Source organism: Bifidobacterium sp. wkB344 (genome assembly GCF_003688305.1).
GTDB classification, from domain to species: domain Bacteria; phylum Actinomycetota; class Actinomycetes; order Actinomycetales; family Bifidobacteriaceae; genus Bombiscardovia; species Bombiscardovia mizhiensis.
Genome location: NZ_NPOQ01000009.1, coordinates 166,832 through 187,006 on the forward strand (window position 1 = coordinate 166,832; position 20,175 = coordinate 187,006).

17 protein-coding genes and 1 tRNA gene are annotated in these 20,175 nt (G+C 58.1%); 13 read left to right on the plus strand and 5 right to left on the minus strand.

The features are described from left to right. Positions 1 to 64 precede the first annotated feature (64 nt). The 3 genes from CI601_RS02245 (at position 65) to CI601_RS02255 (ending at position 2,554) form a co-directional block, all read left to right on the plus strand. On the plus strand, positions 65 to 691 hold the full coding sequence (locus CI601_RS02245) for an ECF transporter S component (protein WP_024626700.1): 627 nt from the start codon (positions 65 to 67) through the stop codon (positions 689 to 691). A gap of 90 nt (positions 692 to 781) precedes the next feature. Continuing rightward, complete coding sequence (locus CI601_RS02250) at positions 782 to 2,410, plus strand: ABC transporter substrate-binding protein (RefSeq protein WP_121914138.1); 1,629 nt, start codon at positions 782 to 784, stop codon at positions 2,408 to 2,410. A gap of 70 nt (positions 2,411 to 2,480) precedes the next feature. After that, positions 2,481 to 2,554, plus strand: a tRNA-Ile gene (locus CI601_RS02255). 345 nt (positions 2,555 to 2,899) lie between these two features. Here the strand turns inward: CI601_RS02255 and CI601_RS08370 are convergent. Then, positions 2,900 to 3,607 carry a hypothetical protein gene (locus CI601_RS08370; RefSeq protein ID WP_147437926.1) on the minus strand — a complete coding sequence of 236 codons (708 nt, stop codon included), beginning with the start codon at positions 3,605 to 3,607 and terminating at the stop codon, positions 2,900 to 2,902. Between the two features lie 1,397 nt (positions 3,608 to 5,004). Beyond that, positions 5,005 to 5,781: a transcriptional regulator gene (locus CI601_RS02265; RefSeq protein WP_121914140.1), complete on the minus strand. Its 777-nt coding sequence runs from the start codon at positions 5,779 to 5,781 to the stop codon at positions 5,005 to 5,007. Between the two features lie 141 nt (positions 5,782 to 5,922). Here CI601_RS02265 and CI601_RS02270 point away from each other — a divergent pair, with 141 nt between their 5' ends. Further along, a complete protein-coding gene (locus CI601_RS02270; protein ID WP_121914141.1) occupies positions 5,923 to 7,134 on the plus strand; it encodes a MalY/PatB family protein in 1,212 nt (403 codons plus the stop codon). An 88-nt stretch (positions 7,135 to 7,222) separates the two neighbouring features. On the opposite strand, the gene CI601_RS02275 is transcribed toward CI601_RS02270, so the two are convergent. Beyond that, complete coding sequence (locus tag CI601_RS02275) at positions 7,223 to 7,996, minus strand: (S)-acetoin forming diacetyl reductase (RefSeq protein WP_121914142.1); 774 nt, start codon at positions 7,994 to 7,996, stop codon at positions 7,223 to 7,225. Between the two features lie 207 nt (positions 7,997 to 8,203). On the opposite strand from CI601_RS02275, the gene rpmE reads away from it, so the two are divergent. The 8 genes from rpmE (at position 8,204) to CI601_RS02315 (ending at position 16,444) form a co-directional block, all read left to right on the plus strand. Beyond that, positions 8,204 to 8,416 carry a 50S ribosomal protein L31 gene (gene rpmE / locus CI601_RS02280; protein WP_015022244.1) on the plus strand — a complete coding sequence of 71 codons (213 nt, stop codon included), beginning with the start codon at positions 8,204 to 8,206 and terminating at the stop codon, positions 8,414 to 8,416. Positions 8,417 to 8,519: 103 nt separating this feature from the next. Continuing rightward, positions 8,520 to 9,608 (plus strand): peptide chain release factor 1, encoded by a 1,089-nt coding sequence (prfA, locus tag CI601_RS02285; RefSeq protein ID WP_121914143.1) that lies wholly within the window; start codon positions 8,520 to 8,522, stop codon positions 9,606 to 9,608. Beyond that, on the plus strand, positions 9,605 to 10,564 hold the full coding sequence (gene prmC, locus CI601_RS02290) for a peptide chain release factor N(5)-glutamine methyltransferase (protein ID WP_121914144.1): 960 nt from the start codon (positions 9,605 to 9,607) through the stop codon (positions 10,562 to 10,564). Before prfA ends, prmC begins: the two co-directional genes overlap by 4 nt. Positions 10,565 to 10,652: 88 nt before the next feature. Next, positions 10,653 to 11,300 (plus strand): L-threonylcarbamoyladenylate synthase, encoded by a 648-nt coding sequence (locus CI601_RS02295; RefSeq protein WP_259465284.1) that lies wholly within the window; start codon positions 10,653 to 10,655, stop codon positions 11,298 to 11,300. After that, on the plus strand, positions 11,297 to 12,487 hold the full coding sequence (locus CI601_RS02300) for an MraY family glycosyltransferase (RefSeq protein ID WP_121914146.1): 1,191 nt from the start codon (positions 11,297 to 11,299) through the stop codon (positions 12,485 to 12,487). The genes CI601_RS02295 and CI601_RS02300 overlap by 4 nt, the downstream gene beginning before the upstream one ends. Positions 12,488 to 12,553: 66 nt before the next feature. Further along, positions 12,554 to 14,101 carry an IMP dehydrogenase gene (gene guaB / locus CI601_RS02305; RefSeq protein ID WP_024626690.1) on the plus strand — a complete coding sequence of 516 codons (1,548 nt, stop codon included), beginning with the start codon at positions 12,554 to 12,556 and terminating at the stop codon, positions 14,099 to 14,101. A 194-nt stretch (positions 14,102 to 14,295) separates the two neighbouring features. Further along, entirely contained in the window at positions 14,296 to 14,997 is a 702-nt protein-coding gene (gene orn / locus CI601_RS02310; protein ID WP_121914292.1) for an oligoribonuclease, read from the plus strand. A gap of 40 nt (positions 14,998 to 15,037) precedes the next feature. Continuing rightward, positions 15,038 to 16,444, plus strand: coding sequence for a PIF1 family DEAD/DEAH box helicase (locus CI601_RS02315; protein ID WP_024626688.1), 1,407 nt, complete (start codon positions 15,038 to 15,040; stop codon positions 16,442 to 16,444). A gap of 45 nt (positions 16,445 to 16,489) precedes the next feature. Here CI601_RS02315 and CI601_RS02320 read toward each other — a convergent pair whose 3' ends face one another. Further along, on the minus strand, positions 16,490 to 16,960 hold the full coding sequence (locus tag CI601_RS02320) for an N-acetyltransferase (protein ID WP_121914147.1): 471 nt from the start codon (positions 16,958 to 16,960) through the stop codon (positions 16,490 to 16,492). Between the two features lie 229 nt (positions 16,961 to 17,189). Here CI601_RS02320 and CI601_RS02325 point away from each other — a divergent pair, with 229 nt between their 5' ends. Then, positions 17,190 to 19,004 (plus strand): proline--tRNA ligase, encoded by a 1,815-nt coding sequence (locus CI601_RS02325; protein WP_121914148.1) that lies wholly within the window; start codon positions 17,190 to 17,192, stop codon positions 19,002 to 19,004. Between the two features lie 127 nt (positions 19,005 to 19,131). Here the strand turns inward: CI601_RS02325 and CI601_RS02330 are convergent, their stop codons facing one another. Beyond that, a complete protein-coding gene (locus tag CI601_RS02330) occupies positions 19,132 to 19,986 on the minus strand; it encodes an exodeoxyribonuclease III (RefSeq protein ID WP_121914149.1) in 855 nt (284 codons plus the stop codon). Positions 19,987 to 20,175: the final 189 nt, after the last annotated feature.

Genomic DNA, 20,175 nt, shown 5'->3' on the forward strand with positions numbered 1-20,175 from the left:
TGGCCTATCGCTGTGCGCATGAGGAATGGGCCGTCCGCTCTATGACGGTCGTAAGGGAGTATCAATGACGGTGAAACAGCACCAGGGTCAAATTTCCGCATCTCATCGGTTGCGCTGGAGGCCGCTGGATATTGCGGTCGGCGCAGGCCTGGGCGCGGTATCGGGGTTAATTTACTGGTTGGCCAGTCTGCTCGCCTCGTGGATATTCCCGCTCATGACCGCCCTACTTCCCGGGGCGGCGGCCCTTTTGCACGGGGTCTTCTACTTTCCCTGCACCCTGTCCCTGTTGATACTGCGCAAGCCAGGTGCGGCCGTATATGTCGGAATCATCAGTGTTCTGGTCGAGATTCTGCCTGGTAACGCCTATAACGTGCCGATGATTTTGGTGGAGGCCATCGTTGAGGCCCTTTGCGCGGAACTGGCTTTCGGAATTTTCCGCTACCGCCGGTGGACCCTGGGAACGACCGTTCTGGGGGGTATCCTGATAGCCTTGGTCTATAACGCTTTTCTTCTGGCTTTCTACTATCAGGGGGTCTCCCTCCTCAGCCCGAGGGGGATCATCGGCACCATCTGCGAACTGATCAGTGGAGTAGTCCTGGCTGGGCTGACCAGCTGGTTCCTCTTCCGGGCTATTGGCAGGACCGGTGCGTTGGATCGGCTTGCATCCGGGCGGGATGTCAGGCAGGTCTGAACATCGGTATCCGCGCCAAACCGACTGTATTGACCATATGTTTGTTTTGCAGCTGTGACAAGGCCCGCACCGGGCAGGAAGGGTCCTATCATGACCAAACTTCGTTCATACATTGCGGCAGCGGTATTGCCCCTAATCTTGGCTGCGGGCGCCTGCGGCACCTCCCAGGCATCCCAAGAAGACCGGATCGACCCCCAGGCCGCCATCAGCGTTAACAATGCCGAACCTACGGCGCCCCTGATTCCCTCCAGCACCAACGACACCGCGGGCTGGAAGGTGGTGACCCAGCTCTTCGACGGGTTGGTCACCTTCGATGCCAAAGGTGGGAAGACGCTGGTCGAGGCCAAATCGATTACTCCCAATGAGGATGCAAGCCGGTACACGATTGTCCTCAAACCAGGGCTCACCTTCAGTGATGGTGAGAAGATCACAGCCAAGACCTATGCCGATTCCTGGTCCTTTGCGGCGAATGCGGCCAATGGGCAGCTGGGGGCCTCGGCTTTTTCGACCATCGCCGGGTATGAACAGGTTCAGGACGAACATGGCGATCCCAAGGCCCCTCTGTCCGGTCTTCGGGTGGTTGACGACCTGACCCTGGAGGTGACCATGAGCAAGCCTGATTCCTCCTTCCCCTACAAGGTGGGAGATGTGGCCTTCCTTCCCCTGCCGTCGTCCGCATACAAGGACATCAAGGCCTTCGGTAAGAAGCCAATCGGGAACGGGCCCTACCGCTTCAAATCATGGGTGCCCAATCAGGGAATCAAGCTGGAGAAAGATCCTGCATACAAGGGGCCTCGCAAGGCTAGGAACGGAAGCCTGGAATTCAGGGACTACCAGAGTCTCGATGCCGCTTATGCCGATGTTCAAGCCGGTCACCTGGACGTGCTTGATACGGTTCCGGTCTCTCGCCTGAAAACCTTCCACACCGATTCGGGCCTGCAGCCCTTGATCAAGCCCGGGCCGGCCTTCCGTTCCCTGACCATTCCGCAGGGCCTGCAGCATTTCCAGGGGGAGGAGGGCGCTCTTCGCCGGAAGGCTCTGTCATATGCTCTGGATCGCTCGAAAATAGCCGACAAGGTCTTCGCTGGTTCGGTTACGCCGGCCACTGATTTCCTCGCCCCCACCATCAAGGGGAATGCTTCCGACATCAAAGGCAAAGAGGTACTGAAGCACGATCCGGACCAGGCTCGTAAACTATGGAAGGAGGCTGACGCCATCGCTCCCTGGGAGGGCACGCTTCGCATTGCTTACAGTGCTGACGGGACCGACAAGGATTGGGTTGATGCGGTTCTGCATGAGTACGCCCAGGTTCTGGGCATCAAGACGGAACCGAATATCTTCCCGACGGGCAAGGAATTCAATACGGCAGTTCATAACCGTCAGGTCAACAGTATTTTCAATTCGGGCATTACCTCGGACTATCCCCACCCCGAAGGCTACCTGGTTCAGGGATATGCCTCCAGCCAGGCTGATGGCAAGGGTCTGAACAACGGGGACTACAGGAGTGCCGAATATGATGCCATCCTTGCCCGTGCCGCCTCCAAGACCAACCAGGACGAAGCCATGCAGGATTACCGCCAGGCCGAGGCCGTCCTCTTCAAGGATCTTCCGGTGCTGCCGTTCTGGTACAGGAAGGTATCGGCGGTAGCCGGCAAGCAGGTTCGCCAGGCTCCTTTCGGATACATGGGTCTGCCTGTCTACAACCAGGTCACCAAGTAGGTCTGACAATCCGGATCTGCTTGATGACGAGTCGTTTTGATACCATGACTCTGGCCGGTACAATCGGCGCGGGGCCTTAGCTCAGTCGGTTAGAGCAAACGACTCATAATCGTTCGGTCCAGGGTTCAAGCCCCTGAGGCCCCACATAAACGAAACCCCTACAGGCACAGAGTCTGCGGGGGTTTTACATTGCACCAAGATAAATGATAGAACGAGTGTCTTTTAAGTTTCACGAGAAAACCATTGGCTTGTCACTGTTCCAAAAGAGTCTTCTTGACTTTATTCATCTGAAAGTAATTTAGAAATTAGACACTCATCTGGTAGAGCCTTTCATTTAAGGGTTTATATTACAGCTTGACGTTTCTTCTCATGGACAGGGATGAGAGCCTGTTTTTTTTTTTTAGCATTTGAAGCTATACCTGCTCATGTATTAATTGAACTTTCTATGTCGGGTCTTCTCATTTTGGAATTCAGTGCTTTTCCACCCTGTTAGTTCATCCATCGCAGGCGACCATCTTTGGCTGTTCTGCAGGTTAAAGTGGTGCCATTTTGGTCAGATGCTCCAGTGGATCCTGCTCCTGAACAAAATGCTCCGCGGTGTACAGTGCTTTGTGAGCGAGGTTGTAGCTGCATCTGCTGCTGTTGAGCTTGCTGTTGGGCTTGGAATTGTTGCTGTTGAGCTTGTATTTGTGCGGCTTGATCTGCGGCTGCTTTCTCTTGTGCAGCTTTGTCTGCTGCAGCTTTCTCTTGGTTCTTCTTGTCTTGTTCGGCTTTTTGCTCGGCCTCTTTCTTATCGGCCTGCTCCTTATCCCACTTATCGGCTTTGTCTTGGACTTTTCTGACTTGTCTTTGCGCGTCAAGCAATTCCCTACGAGCCTTATGCAGATTGCTTTGTGACTTTGAGTAATTCGACTGGAGGTCTTTGTAGTCTTGAGAAGCTTTGGGATCGGAGCCGTGACATGAGCTGAAACTTAATCCGATGATGAAGGCGAGCAAAACTATGCAAGCTGTCTTCCACATAGATTTGCCAGATTTGCTTTTGTGGGTGTGGTGCCCGGTAGGTTTAGCGTTGCCGCTGTCGGGAGGCGGAACTGGAGGAGTGGCAGCATCTGTTGATGCTGTACTTTTAACTGGAGTCAATACGCTTGTACTTTCCTTAGTATCAGCAGGGAAGAGCTCACTAGTTTGTTTATTCATATCTATGATCGCTCCTTGGTACAATCATCGATGACCGAACGAGCAGCACACTATTAGTGTAAAGCGCTGAAAGACTTGCATGCTCAGGTACTTTTCGCGACATTTGTCTTTGCGTGCATAAATCACTTGCTGACTCGGCTTCTTGATATTATTGCTTGATTGCAAATGCTGAATTTGGTCTTGTGGGAATGTACTTTGGTTGTACCCATATATAGATCGTCGAAGAAGTAACTAGCTTTGACAAAGATTTACAGAGCAGATAAACGCCAACCACACAGAAGGCCATGTCAGAGTCCTTCGAATCATTTCGATTAAAGACGTATGCATTTTCTATCCAACTATGACAAGTATTCTCGATTCTTTATATTACCTACAATGCCGTCTGAGTAACATGATCGCGTTTTCGCCATGGCTGTTGCATACATTTAAAATACAGCTCGCAGAGCATGCTGTTGTGCTTGCTGGCGTTTTGTAAAGCGGCGTCGACTTTGCATGCGTTTTAGTTTTCGAGGGAGTTATGCGACTTGTTTTGGGGGTTTAAAAGATGCTCTTCTTGCTGTTTTGAAATCTCTGTATAGATAGATAATTTATGCCTGCACTACCGTCGTAATACACAGTCATTGAGTGAACTCGTAAATGAACGTGCGGCACCATAGGCAATTGATTGGTTCTTAGTGAATTGAACAATCCTGTTTTCTCGCGTGTCTTGAGGAAAGGATCGTGAGGATAACGATGTTCGTTTATGCTTTAATTCCTCACTTATGCTTCAAATATGCCGGATGTATCACGGAAAATCTCAAAGTTGTTTAGACAAAGAGATGAGCTCGCTCATCGAATAGAGAGTAGACGCAGTATTTGTCAATGAGCTAAGCATATTAGTTGGTCATCATTAATATGCATCTTTGCTGACCGCCAGTGGAATAGCGATAGTTTTGTCCCCCGAACTTTCTTGATAGTCTTAGTAGAAGGACCAGCCCCGGCTATTGTCGGGGCCGTCCTCTCGCCGCCTAGCTCTAGCATCCATGATTCACCGATGCAAATATGTATGGCTTCACATGTAAGCCGGGGGAAAAGAGCTAGGCGCGTTTTTTATGTCGGATCATAGAGCACCCTCGGTGTATATCCACTTCTCGGTGCCCCAAGCGTGCATACGTAGACAGCCATAAGATCTGCGCATAACACAATAATCCGGAAGCGTTTCCGTAGAACCGCTAAGTATGGGAATTTGTCAGAGAAAAGAATACGGGACGTGCTCGAGTAGGAGCCGTCGGCATATGCCGGGAAACTATACGCATGTACATCTCCTCTGGAACTGAAAATAGTTCAGCCCCTGTAGGTCCATCGTGTATACGTCCCCCGTATATCTGTTCTTAATCATACACCTTGGAGGGGGTGTGTCAAAGCTGAGTAGGGCGAGCCGATGTGCTCTGATCAGGGCCTGCAGCAGCACTGCGTATCGTATGCAAATAGCGGTAGACGCTGGGGGAGGAGATCCCGAGAGTCCGGGCAACCGTGTCCACTGAGCCCTTGATCAGGAAGACCCCCGAGCCCTCCAGGCGTGTGATCAGTTGCAGTCGCTCCTGCCGGTTCATTCTTGCCGGAGGAATACCGAGCTGGGCAGCAAACTCGGCAATATTATGCGTAACCACTTCGTCTGTGTTGACTGAGAGTACTTCACGGGTCGATTGATCGATCCCGTTCTCGGCATCTGATTTTTCTGGTGCGGTCCCATCGTCTTTCAGCTCCGCAGTAGGATCGGCCAGTCCTAGAGCGTCCAGATAAGCGCTTGCCCTTCTGAGCTCTTGGCTGGCCTGTCGGAAGGCGGAATTGTCAAAATTGATGCAGAGAAAGCCAATCACCCGTCCTCTGGAATTCCGCACGAAAAGAGTAGAGGAGATCATAGGGTGTCCCTGGATGGTGTAGCTCGTGTAATGGGTCAGATAGTTGTGCTGGTCGTATTCGTGGTTCTGCCAGATGTGCATGACCAGGTCGGTGGCGGGGCTGCCTATGGTGCGTCCGCTCAAATTGCCGTTGGCGATGGCAACCACCGAATGCGAGAAATCCTTGACATTCTGAAGCACCACTTCCGTCTTGGGCCCGAGGATTTTACCCAGAAAATCCACGAGCGGGACGAAAAGCTGTAGAGAATATGGTACAGGCTTTGATGCTCTCATTCTGGTCACCCCATCCACTGACTAAAGCCAGATAGTACCATCGAGGTTTTGGTATTAGACGCAGACACTCGGATGGAGCCCACGGCAGTAGACTGGCGGGAGGTCGCTGCGAGCGCATCTGCACGGGATGAGAGGTTGACTATGACATACGATTTCACCAGCATCATGGATAGGCACGGCAAGGACGCCATTGCGGTTGATGGCCTGGGTGCCGAGCCTGGATTCGCCCCCGAACCTCCCAAGGATGGCTTCGATGTCATCCCCATGTGGGTGGCCGATATGAACTTTCCTACGGTGCCGACCATACCTGAGGCCATCATCGAGCGTGCCAAGCATCCGGCCTTCGGCTACTTCAATCCCACTGACGAGTACTACAATGCCATCATCAACTGGCAGCGCACCCGTAATGGTGTGGAGGGCCTGACGGCCGAGGATATCGGCTATGAGAACGGAGTCCTGGGCGGTGTCGTCTCGACTTTGACCGCCTTTGCTGCGCCAGGCGATGCGGTATTGCTCCACAGCCCGACCTATGTCGGCTTCACGTCCTGCATCGAGAACAACGGCTACCACATTGTGCACAGCCCCTTGAAGAAGGACGAGCAGGGCGTTTGGCGCATGGACTTCGAGGACATGGATCGCAAGCTCAAGGAGAACAACATCCATGTGGCGGTCTTCTGCAGCCCGCACAATCCCTGCGGCCGCGTCTGGGAGAAGTGGGAGATCGAAAAGGCCATGGAGGTATATAAGGAGAACGACTGTGTGGTCATCTCCGACGAGATCTGGTCAGACCTGATCCTGTCGGGCCACAAGCACATCCCCACTCAGTCGGTCAGCGAGGATGCGCGCAACAGGACGGCTGCCTTCTATGCGCCCAGCAAGACCTTCAACCTGGCCGGACTGGTGGGTTCCTACCACATCATCTACAACAAATACCTGCGTGACAGGATTGTGGCCAAGGGGTCCAAGGCCCACTACAACGATATGAACGTGCTGTCCATGCATGCCCTGATCGGGGCCTATAAGCCTCAAGGTCAGGAGTGGGTGGACGAACTCCGGCAGGTTCTGACCGGGAATGTGGACTATGCCTACGATTACATCCGGCAGCATTTCCAGGGAGTCGAGCTCTCCAAGCCCCAGGGCACCTACATGCTTTTCCTTGACTGCACGCAATGGTGCAAGGACCACGATCTGAGCCTGGACCAGCTGCTGAAGCGAGCCTGGGATGTAGGTGTGGCCGTCCAGGACGGGCGGCAGTTCAAGGCTCCCTGTGCCATCCGCATGAACCTGGCGCTGCCTTTGAGCCGGGTCCGGGAGGCTATGGACCGTCTGGACAAGTACGTCTTCAACGCCTGAACGATCTCTGCATGATCGTGGACCCTCGCTGTCGGGCAGAACCGATCGGCGAGGGTCCATCATATGTGGGCGAATCTTGGCGGGAGACTCACTGGAATTGCATGCCGCCGTCCACGATCAGGGTCTGGCCGGTGATGTAGTCAGAGTCGTGCCCGGCCAGGAAGGCTACGGCATTGGCCACGTCCTCCGGTTCGGAAAGCCGTCCCAGGGCGATGCCGTCCGAGAAGGTGGACATGCCCCACTTGTCATCCTTGCCGGCGTTGGCCCCGACCTGATGAGCGATGTCCATCATCATGGGCGTCTTGACGATGCCGGGGGCGTAGGCGTTGGCGGTGATGCCCTCCTTGGCCAGATCGCGAGCAGCCACCTGGGTCAGGCCACGGATGGCGAACTTGGTGGAGGAATAGAGCATCAGGTTGGGGTTGCCCACCACGCCGGCCTGGCTGGCGGCGTTGATGATCTTGCCCCCGTGACCCCGATCACGGAAGGCTTGAACGGCGGCCTGCATCCCCCAGATGGTTCCTGCCACGTTGACGTGGTAGACCTTGTCGAACAGCTCCGGGGTGATGGACTCGATTGGGGTGGTCGGCCCCAGGCCGGCATTGTTGACGATTACGTTGAAGTCGCCCAGTTTGGTAGCCGTCTTCTCGACGGCGGAGCGCACCTGGACACGATCGGTCACGTCCAGGGTGACAGCCATCGCTCGTCCGTCTGACTGGTTGATGGAGTCGGCCACTGCCTGGGCCTTGTCTGTATTCATGTCCGCCACGGCTACGGCAAAACCGTCCTTGGCCAGGCGGCGGGCGATGGCCTCGCCGATCCCCTGAGCCGCCCCGGTAACGAATGCCACTTCCTGCTGCATTGCTGCCCTCCTTTGTCGCCTCGCCGGGCCGGTCGGTCCGACTGTTTGATTCTAGAGGGCTCGCGGCTCGCCACACCGGTTGGTCGATTCGGCGTGTGGCGCAAGGGGGTCGTATTCTCCCCGGGTTGCGCTAGACTATTACGCGGTTGCCGGTTCACGTCCGCCACAGGGGCGGTCGACCCGGGGCCCTTGGATCTAGGAGTAACCATGAAGCAGGGAATTCATCCCGATTATCATCCCGTTGAGGTCACGTGCTCGTGCGGCAATACCTTCATCACCCGTTCGACCGCTCCCGGCGATCATATGACGGTTGATGTCTGCTCGCACTGCCACCCCTTCTACACCGGCAAGCAGAAGATTCTGGACACCGGTGGTCGCGTGGCTCGGTTCGAAGCCCGTTACGGCAAGAGGACCAAGTAGCACTTCCAACGCCAGTCCCTTCCGGGTCGCTCTGCTATGCCCGGTGGGGACTGGCGTTTTTTATGACTTGAATCATGCGGATGAGCGGACGGGAAGGGTGTAGATGAGTGAGGAGCAGTTTCCGGCGGCGGTGGCTGCCGTCGAGGAGTACGGTCGCCTGGAAAATCAGATGAGCCAGCCCGAAACGGCTTCCGATCCGGCGCAGATCCGCAAGTTGGGCCGTAGACATGCTGAGCTCGCTCCCATTGTTGAAGCCTACAAGGCCTATCAAAGCGCCTTGGAAGACAGCCAGGCAGCCGAACAGATGGCACAGGAGGATCCTGACTTCGCCGAAGAAGCCAAGGCCATGGCTGACCGCATACCGGATCTGGAACAGACCCTGCGCACCGCTCTTATTCCACGTGACCCTGATGACGGCCGCGATACGATCATGGAGATCAAGGCCGGCAGCGGCGGCGAGGAGGCGGCCCTCTTCGCTGGCGATCTGATGCGTATGTATGTGCGTTATGCCGAAAAACGCGGTTGGACGACCGAGATCATGAGTGAGAACCGTACTCAGCTGGGCGGGGTCAAGGATGCTCAGCTGGCCATTCGCGCTCGCGGTCAGGTGGCTCCGGCCGACGGCGTCTGGGCTTCCCTCAAGTACGAGGGCGGCGTCCATCGGGTCCAGCGCATTCCCGTCACCGAGTCTCAGGGGCGCATTCAGACTTCAGCTGCTGGAGTCATCGTCTTTCCCGAGGCTGACGAGGACGACGACGAGATCGAGATTGATCCCAAGGACCTCAAGGTTGACATCTTCATGAGCTCCGGCCCTGGAGGACAGTCCGTCAACACCACCTACTCAGCTGTGCGCATGACCCACATTCCCACCGGCATCGTGGTCTCCATGCAGGATGAGAAATCCCAGATACAGAATCGTCAGGCCGCCCTGCGGGTGCTCAAGTCCCGTCTGCTGGCCATGAAGCACGAGGAGGAGGCCGCTCAGGCTGCCGACATGCGCCATTCCCAGGTACGTTCCCTGGACCGGTCCGAGCGCATCAGGACCTACAACTTCCCCGAGAGCCGGATTGTGGATCATCGCACCGGCTACAAGGCCTACAACCTGGAGCAGGTGTTGGATGGCGATCTACAGGCCGTTATCGACTCCGATATCCAGGCCGACGAGGCCCGCAGAATGGCTTCACAGGGGTGAATAAGCAGGAGCATGGGACCAGTCTGGCTGCGCTGGTTGATCAGGGCCATCGTCTGTTGGCTCAGGCCGGTCTGCCCACCCCGCTCAATGATGCCAGGCTACTGCTGGCCGATGTCCTTGGGTGCGATCTTCACCAGCTGGATCAGGCTCTGCTCTTGGATCGGACTGCTGAGGAACTGCTGACGAATGAAGTTGGTCGCGGGCAGGCCGATGTTCCCCAGTCGGCTGCCCTGGATCGTTATCAGTCCTATCTGCAAAGACGAGCCGGACGCGAACCCTTGCAGTACATTCTTGGCCACGCCTACTTCCGTTATTTGGATCTCCGCCTGGGGCCGGGGGCCTTTATCCCCCGTCCTGAGACCGAAACGGTGGTCCAGGCGGGAGTGGACGCCTTGATTGGAGTGGATCATCCTCTAGTGGTGGATCTGTGCTCCGGCAGCGGGGCCATTGGGTTGTCCTTGGCTATAGAAGTTCCAGGAGCGCGGGTCCGGGCCGTAGAGGTGGACAAGGAGGCATATCGGTGGGGTGCATTGAATGCCGCCGCTCAAGAGGCTGCCATTCGGGAGGCTGGATCCGACTATCAGTTGCTCTTGGCTGATGCCACGGAACCCGCTACTCTGTCTGATTTGGATGCCCAGGTGGATCTGGTCATCAGCAATCCTCCCTACGTCCCCATGGATGCGATTCCTAGCCAGCCGGAGGTGCGTGACTGGGATCCAGACCTGGCCCTCTATGGCGGTTCACCCGACGGGTGCCTTTTGCCTTGCCGCATTCTGGACAGGGCCATGATTTTGTTGGCTCCCGGCGGTCTGCTGGTCATGGAGCATGATGCCTCCCAGGGGCCGGCCATGGTCACTGCAGCACTGGATCGGGGGTACCTTCAGGCGCATACGCACCAAGACCTAACCGGCCGCGACCGTTACCTGACAGCCCGACGGCCAGACCCTGCATCCTAGCGGTCTGCCGTGGTCCTGGGATAGATTGGTAGCTGGTCACATGAACATGTCGAGCCGAAAGGTCGTGATGCAGGGTATGAGCCGGGTGATGACCTATGACAGTCGGTCGCCGCAGTTGCTGGCCCAGGTGGTGGCCGCCGGGGGGCTGGCGGTCATTCCTACCGACACGGTCTATGGCATCGTCTGCGATCCGTGCAATGACGCGGCCATCGATCGGCTCTTCCAGGCCAAGCACCGTCCCAGGACTAAGTCCATCCAGGTACTGCTGGATGGGGTCCAGGCCATGGACCGGCTGGATCTCAGCCTGCCCGAGCCTCTTGATCGCCTGGCCGACGCACTGTTGCCGGGTCCTTTCTCGCCTATTGCCCTTGTGGGGAAGTCCTGCCCTCTGCGCACCCCTCGGATGGAACCCGATGGCCCTACTCAGGCTGTCAGAGTGCCTGACTCGTCCATCTGTAGGGCACTCCTGCAGGTGACCGGACCTTTGGCGGCTTCCAGTGCCAATCGATCGGGTAACCCAAGTGTGGAAACCATCCAGCAGGCCAGAGCCGATCTGGGTGATAGCGTCGATCTTTACCTGGACGGGGGACCGACCCCTGGCTCAGTGGCCAGCACGGTGGTGGAAGCCGATAAGACTGATCCTGACGGAATACACGTGCTTCGGCAGGGCGTAATCGGTGAGGCTCGGGTTCGTGCAATACTGTCTAGCCAAAGCAGCAAAGGGGAGGGCCAGTGAGGGTATACCTGTTCATTGCTGCCATCGCTGGCGGAGCCACCTGGCTGGTCATGCCCATGGTTCGTCATCTCGCCATCCGGGTTGGTGCTGTAGGTGTGGTTCGCGCTCGCGACGTACATAAGGTGCCCACCCCCCGTATGGGCGGCCTGGGCATGCTGATTGGCTTTGCCGTGGCCATGTGCTTCGCCTCCCGCATCCCCTTCATCACGGGCCTCTTCCAGTCCGGCCATCAGGCCTGGGTCATTCTGGCCGGGGCCGTGGCCATCTGCCTGCTGGGCATAGCCGACGACCTCTGGGACCTGGATTGGATGCTCAAGTTGGCCGGCCAGCTGCTGATTTCGGTCTTCGTCTCTTGGGGTGGCATCCAGATCATCTCCCTGCCTCTGGGATCCCTGGTGGCGGCCTCGCCCAGTCTGTCCATGGCCATCACGGCCTTCCTGATCGTGGCCTCCATCAATGCGGTCAACTTCGTGGACGGCCTGGACGGCCTGGCTGCGGGCATCGTGGCCATCGGGGGCATCGCCTTCGCCATCTACTCCTATATCATCGCCCGCATCTCGCCCGACTATGCCTCCCTGGCCACGCTGATCGACGTGGCCATGGTGGGCATTTGCGTGGGGTTCCTCCTGCACAATTGGCATCCGGCCAAGCTCTTCATGGGCGATTCAGGATCCATGCTGCTGGGATACTTGATCACCTGCGCCTCCATTGTGGTCACCGGACGGCTGGATCCAGCCACCATTCATGCCAGCATCTATCTGCCGGCCTTTATGCCCATTCTTTTGCCCATCCTGGTGCTCTTCCTGCCTGTTCTGGACATGTGCCTGGCCATTGTTCGGCGGCTCAGCCACGGACAATCACCCATGCACCCCGACCGCATGCACTTGCACCACCGTATGCTGCGCATCGGTCACACCGTTCGTTCCGCGGTCCTGATCCTCTGGGGCTGGGCCGCCCTGATTGCCTTCGGCTCGCTCTTTATTCTTTTCTTCCCTCTGAGATATGTCTTGATCGGTCTGGCCCTGGCCGCCATACTGCTGACTTTCGCTACCCTCTACCCTTACTACCGTCGTCGCCTTCCCGCAATCAGGCGTGAGAACGCTCTTCTCGCCGCCCAAGGTTCACAGCATGCGGCCAGACCGCACTGGCATCGCAAGAGTCGCCACGATAAAGATAAAGACAATTGATTCACCCAATGAAATAGTGCGGACACGGTGCAGTGAACGGTCAAGAAGCACTTGTAGCATGGTGCTATGGCTATGGAAAACCCACAAAGCGAACCCTCCTCCTACACTCAACTTCCCGACGCCTTCCAGAAAATCGGTCTGGCTTATGACGACGTCCTCCTGCTTCCCAACGAATCCGATGTCATCCCCTCCGAGGTAGATACCACTACCCGGCTGACTCGGAACATCACTATGAAGTCCCCGGTCCTCTCGGCTGCCATGGATACCGTCACCGAGGCCACCATGGCTGTGGCCATGGCCCGCAACGGCGGCATCGGCGTCCTTCACCGCAATCTCAGCATCGAAGATCAGGCCAATCAGGTCGACATCGTCAAGCGGTCCGAGTCCGGCATGATCTCCGACCCCCTGACCGTCACCCCGGATGCCACACTGACCGACCTGGACAAGCTCTGCTCCACCTACAAGGTCTCGGGTCTGCCTGTGGTGGATCGTCGGCAGCGGCTGGTGGGCATCATCACCAACCGCGACATGCGCTTTGTCAATCCTGCTGACTTTGACAGACTCAAGGTCAGCGACATCATGACCAAGGACCATCTGATCACCGGTCCGTCCAACATCACCAAGGAAGACGCCCACCAGCTTTTGGCCAAGTACAAGGTGGAGAAGCTTCCCCTGGTCGATAGCGAGGGCAAGCTGACGGGGCTGATCACCGTCAAGGACTTCGTTAAGACCGAGCAGTACCCCGAGGCCACCAAGGATGAGCGCGGACGGCTGCGTGTAGCTGCCGCCGTGGGCTTCTTCGGTGATGCCTGGCAGCGCATCACCGCCCTGGCTGATGCCGGGGTCGATATTTTGGTCGTGGATACCGCCCATGGCCACGCCAAGCTCATGCTGGACATGATCCGTCGGATCAAGGCAGATCATGCCTTCGACCATGTGGATGTGATCGGCGGCAACGTGGCCACCCGTGAGGGTGCCCAGGCGCTGATCGATGCCGGCGTCGACGCGGTCAAGGTCGGTGTGGGCCCCGGTTCCATCTGCACCACCCGTGTGGTGGCCGGCGTGGGCGTGCCCCAACTGACCGCCGTCTACGATGCCGCGCTGGCCTGCCGTCCTGCCGGTATCCCTCTGGTGGCCGACGGCGGAATCCATTATTCGGGCGACATTGCCAAGGCCATCGTGGCAGGAGCCGATTCGGTCATGCTGGGTGGTCTGCTGGCAGGCACTGAGGAGGCTCCTGGCGAGAAGGTCCTCCTGCATGGCAAGCAGTACAAGGTCTATCGGGGTATGGGCTCACTGGGTGCCATGGCCCCGCGCGGCAAGAAGAGCTATTCCAAGGATCGCTACTTCCAGGCCGATGTGACCAGCTCCGACAAGGTGGTGCCCGAGGGTGTCGAGGGCGAGGTGCCCTACCGCGGTCCGCTCAACTATGTGCTCTACGAGCTGGTCGGCGGCCTGCACCAGACCATGTTCTATACCGGTGCCCGCACCATCCCGGAGCTGCAGCGCAAGGGCCGGTTCATTCGGATCACCGATGCCGGGCTGCGTGAATCGCATCCCCATGACATCGTCATGACCAAGGAAGCCCCCAACTACTCAGGCTTCCACAACTGAGCCTAGATAGGCAGGTGATCGGCGCAGGATCTCATCAGGACCTGCGCCGATTGCATATCTCATGTCAGTTGCGATCCGGTCGGCCGGACTGATGAACCCTCCGCCGGTCACGCGCTGGCGGTATCTTGTAATGTTCCGTCCAAGGCGGCGGAAGGAGCGATCCGGTGCGCACTCCGGATCTGAAAGGCGTACAGATGAGTGATACGAATGATCTGACTTTCACTGCGGAGGAATCCCGCATGATCTGGATAGACTGCGAGATGACCGGTCTGGATATCTTCCACGACGAGCTGTGCGAGGTCTCCGTGGTTCCCACTGACTTCAACATGAAGGTCCTGGACAAGGGCATCGACTTGGTCATCAAGCCCTCCCAGGCGGCCCTGGACCATATGGGGGACTTCGTCAGGAAGATGCATACCTCCTCGGGCCTGATCGAGGAGATGAAGACCGGCCTGGACCTACAGGAGGCCCAGCGTCAGGTGATCGAGTATGTCAAGCCCTTCCTGCCCAAGAACGGCAAGGCCCATCTGGCAGGCAACTCCGTGGGCTCCGACAAGAAGTTCCTCGACAGGTACATGCCTGATCTGATGGATCTTCTGCACTACCGGGTCATCGATGTGAGCACCCTCAAGGAGCTGTCCCGTCGCTGGTACCCGGACGTCTACAAGAACAAGCCGGCCAAGCATGGTGGCCACCGGGCCCTGGCTGACATCATCGAGTCCATGGACGAACTGCGCTACTACCGCTCCATGTTCTTTGTTCCTGCCCCCGGCCCCGACCAGGTCCAGTCCAAGGCCGGAGCGGAACAGATCGAGCAGACCAGCCTGCTGCGCCATTACGAAGAGTCCGGCAACCCGGTCGAGGATGCCAACAAGCCTGAGAAGACCGACTACTGACAGGCGTGGCCATGTACCGCTGAGGTGGCACCATGGAGGCATGCAGCAATCCGAAGCCTTGACCATATTGAGTGCGGGAGCCAATGCTTTCATCACGGGCGCCCCCGGGTCAGGCAAGACCTTTGTGCTCAATGAGTTCGTCGACCAGGCTCGTCAGGCCGGGGCGGTCGTGGCGGTGACCGCTTCGACCGGCATCGCCGCCACGCACATCAACGGTCAGACCATCCACTCCTGGAGCGGAGTGGGCATCGCCACATGCATGACCGAATCGCTCCTGAAACGGATCAAGACCCGCCGCCGCAGGCAGATCGAGGGTACTGACATCCTGGTCATCGACGAGGTTTCCATGATGCACGCCTGGCTCTTCGACATGGTGGATCAGGCCTGCAGGGCCGTCCGTCACAGCCCAGAGCCTTTCGGAGGGATTCAGGTGGTCCTTTCCGGGGACTTCTTCCAGTTGCCGCCAGTGACCCGGTCCAACCGAGCTGCGGGAATACTGCCCAGCCCTGAATTCCAGGCTGCCCGGGAACGCTATGCCCAGGCCGGCAAGGATCCGGACGGGTTCGTCACTGAATCATTGGTCTGGCAGGACCTGGACCCGGTCATCTGTTATCTGACCGAGCAGCACCGCCAGGACGATGGCCAGCTCTTGACCGTCCTGACTGACATCAGGGAGGGCGGCGTCACCCAGGAGGATCATGAGGTCCTAGCCACCCGTGTGGGCGCAGTGCCCGCTCCTGGCCAGGTGGCGGTCCACCTCTTCCCGGTCAACAAGCAGGCCGACATGCTCAACGACCAACGCCTGGCCTCCATTGACGAAGAGGCTCACCATTACCAGGCCACATCCCGGGGCGAGGCCAGACTGGTGGAGCGGCTGAAGAAGAACATGCTGGCCCCCGAGGATCTGGCCCTGAAGACCGGGGCCGCGGTCATGGCCTTGCGTAATGACCAGGATCATCAATATGTCAACGGCTCCATCGGCACCGTCACCGGATTCACCAGCTCGGCCAAGGGGGGATGGCCCATCGTCTCCTTCCTGAACGGCAACGTGGTCACCATGAAGCCGGCCGCCTGGGAGACCATGGATGGAGACACGGTCTTGGCCTCCGTCAATCAGGTTCCCCTTCGTTGCGCCTGGGGGATCACCATCCACAAGTCCCAGGGGATGACTCTGGACAGGGCAGTCATGGACTTGAGACGGACCTTCGCGCCAGGGATGGGCTACGTGGCTCTCTCTCGTGTGGAAAGTCTGGATGGGCTCTACCTGACGGGTATCAATGAGCATGCCTTCCTGGTTTCTCCCGATGCCGTCGTTCTGGATGCGGGTTTGAGGGCCGAGTCCAAGGCGGCCTGTGCCCGTCTGAAGGATGAGGGTCCAGAGTCCTTCACCAAGCGCGCCGTCGGTCAGGAACCAGAAGACGAATTCAGCCAGGATCAGCTTTTCTGAAGGGTGGCCCTTATTGGTCTTGGCCTGGTGTGGTTATTCGGGTCGCTAGAGATGCCATGACAGGCGGACCATGTCTCTCAGGGTGATTCCGTTCTCGACAATGGGATGCGCGTAGCGATTGACAAAATAATCCCGTTCAATGCGGTCCATGCGAAATCCGCATGTTTGGTAGAAGCAAAGGGCTCCAAAACTGGTGGATCCGGTCCCGACTTCCAGCCTTCTCAGACCCAGCCTGACGGTCTCCATCTTGGCTCGGTCTATTAATCTGCTTCCGACTCCCAGTCTGCGTAAAGCGCGGTCCACACTGATATTGGCGATTTCCAAGGTATCCGTGTTCGGTCTGGCAAGCAGCATGACACCGGCCAGAGTTTGTCCCACTCGGATTTCGTAGGCGCAGGAACGGGTGAAAACGTCACGGATTATCCGTTCTGAGGGATCGGCCTCCAGGAGGAGCGTCATGTGCTCTGCATCGAGGGTGGTAAAGGTCTGGATGGTCACACCCGGCTCTGATGACATAGGTGCCCGCCTCGTCCTCGTAAATCAGAAAACCTGTTCGATATACAACCATCATATCTTGGCTGCCCTTATGAGGGAGGGATAGAGCTGGATAGACGCCAGATGTCAGGTTGCGGATTTACTGACCTTCACCTGTATGTGCTGTCCGGTTTCTGGTTCGGTTTTTCCGAATTGTCATGCGGCATCCTCTATGGTTGCTTGTCCCTTTGCGCGCATATCTTTGGGAGGTATGAGAACCAAAGCCATGCGCATGTCAACCCTCTTTCTGCGGACCCTCAGGGAGGATCCGGCCGACGCCGATGTGGACTCGGCCAAACTCCTGCAGCGGGCCGGCTACGTCCGCAAGGTGGCCCCTGGCATATTCACCTGGCTGCCACTGGGTCTGAAGGTCCTTGACAAGGTTCAGGCCGTTGTCCGAGAGGAGATCGACGGCATTGGCGCCCAGGAGGTCCATTTCCCGGCCCTGCTGCCTCGTGAGCCCTACGAGGCCACCCATCGCTGGGAGGAGTACGGCGAGAACCTCTTCCGTCTCCAGGACAGGCACGGCGCTGACTACCTGCTGGCTCCAACCCACGAGGAAATGTTCACCCTTTTGGTCAAGGATATGTATTCCTCATACAAGGATCTGCCGGTAGTTCTGTACCAGATCCAAACCAAGTACCGCGACGAGTTCCGTCCCCGTGCCGGGCTGATTAGGGGTCGTGAGTTCATCATGAAGGACGCTTACTCCTTCACCGTGGACGAGGAGGGGTTGAAGAAGGCCTACCAGGATGAGCGCGGCGCCTATGAGCGAATCTTCAAGCGTCTGGGTGTCAATTACGTGATCGTCCATGCGGTCTCCGGACCCATGGGAGGATCAGAGTCCGAGGAATTCTTGGCTCCGCTGCCCATAGGCGAGGACACTTTTGCCCTGGCGCCCTCGGGGAAGGCATGGAACGTGGAGGCGCTGACCACCCCGCGTCCTGATCCCCTCGACTATGCTGAAACGCCGGCTATGAAAGAGCTGGACACGCCGGACTCAACCACTATCGACACCCTGGTAGAGCGGTTCAACCAGTTGCATCCTCGTGAGGATGGCCGTGACTGGACCGCTGCCGATACTCTGAAGAACCTGATTGTGGCCGTCAAGCACCCCGCGGACGATGACCACCCCGAGGGCTGGCGTGAGCTGGTGGCCGTCGGCCTGCCGGGAGACCGTCAGGTGGACATGAAGCGCCTGGAAGCCCAGTTCGCTCCTGCCGAGATCGAGGAGGCTAGCGAGGCTGACCTTGCCACCCACCCCGAGCTGGTCAAGGGATACATCGGACCCCGTGTTCTGGGCCCTCAGCGTTCGGACACCGAGTCCGCCGCCCATATCCGCTACTTCCTCGATGCCCACGTGGCCCCTGGCTCAGCCTGGGTGACTGGTGCTGATGCCCAAGGCGTGCACCTGGCCAATGCGGTCTATGGGCGTGACTTCCAAGCCGACGGTGTGGTGGAAGCCGCCGAAGTCCGTCACGGGGATATGAGCCCTGACGGATCGGGGCCGCTCAGCTTCGAACGTGGCGTGGAGATCGGCCAGGTCTTCCAGCTCGGATTGAAATATTCTGACGCACTGGGTCTGAAGGTTCTGGACCGCAACGGCAAGGCTGTGCCGGTCTGGATGGGCTGCTACGGCATCGGCATCTCCCGCGTACTGGCCTGCATTGCCGAAATGCATCACGATGACAAGGGCCTGGCCTGGCCCAAGGCTGTCGCCCCTGCTGCAGTCCATGTGGTGGCTACCGGCAAGAAGCAGGAGGCCTTCGATGCCGCCGAGAAACTGGTCGCCGATCTGGAGGAGCGTGGTGTGGAGGTCATCTACGACGACCGGCCCAAGGTGTCTCCCGGTGTCAAGTTCAAGGATGCCGAGCTGATTGGGGTGCCCCTGGTCGCCATTGCAGGTCGAGACACCATTGCCAACGGCACTATCGAGATCCGCAACCGTGACGGTTCGGATGTGCAAGCAGTTCCAGCCGATCAGGCCGCTCAGGTGATCGTGGATCGGATCGCAGCTCTGCAGTAGGGGATGCCGCACTCATAGTTGTTTATCGCGACAATATAGAGGGGTGGGGTCTTGGTCACGTCATGATGTACGCGACCAAGATCCCACCCCTCTGCTTGTATCGGTTTGGGCTCAGGGCTCTTTCCGGTCAGATGCGCAGCAGAATGGGCAGGTGGTCCTGGCGCTCGCCGGTGTCCACGGGTTCGCTGGTGCTGACCTGGTCAGCGATCCGATTGGAGGTCAGCCAGTAGTCGATGCGCCAGCCGGAATTGTTGATCTTGCTCTTTGGAGCCCGCTGGGCGAACCAGGTGTAGACGCTGCGGTGGTCATCGTAGAAGCCGGCGGCATCGCCATGGATCTTTCGGAAGGTGTCGGTGAAGCCCGCATCCAGCAGAAGACCGAACTTCTCGCGCTCCTGATCGGTGAAGCCGGCGGAATGGTGGTTGGAGGCCGGGTTGGCGATGTCGATCTCCTCGTGGGCCACGTTGAAGTCGCCACAGGCCAGGACCGGCTTACGGGCATCCAGCTCCTGCAAGTAGCGACGGTAGCAATCGTCCCAGACGCCGCGTGGCTTGAGCCTGACCAGTCCCGATCCTGAATTGGGGGTGTAGACCGTGGTGACAAAGCAGTCCGGGAACTCCAGGGTGAGCATACGGCCCTCGTCGTCCATGGTGTCTGGAGCGCCGATGCGGGGGCGGGTTACGGTAGGCTCCGGCAGGCTCTTGCGGTAGAGCATGAGGGTGCCTGCGTAGCCTGTGCGGGCCGGGGCCTTGGAGCGGCGGTCCGCCTCCTGATAATCGGGAAAGTAGCGCATGAGCGCCTTAAGGATGCCTGCGGATTTCTTCTGGTCACCGTTGAGTTTGGTTTCCTGGATGGCTACGACATCAGGATCCAGATCCCGGATGGTCTCCACCACCTTCAGGGAGAGGGCGCTGCGGCTGCTCTTGCCCAACAGGGCGGCGTTGAGCGAATCGATGTTCCAACTGACCAGCGTGTGAACCATGACTGCGGGTCCTTCCAAACCGTGCCGATATATCTGCTCTCACAGTTTAGCCCAGGACCAATGTTTCGATGCCCTTGCACAGTGAAAGAGGCATTGCCAAACCAGCCATGGGCAGGGTTGTCCACCACGCGGAACAGACCGAGCCGATTCGACCACAATGACCTTCCGGTCAGGTGCGGGGACGTGCGC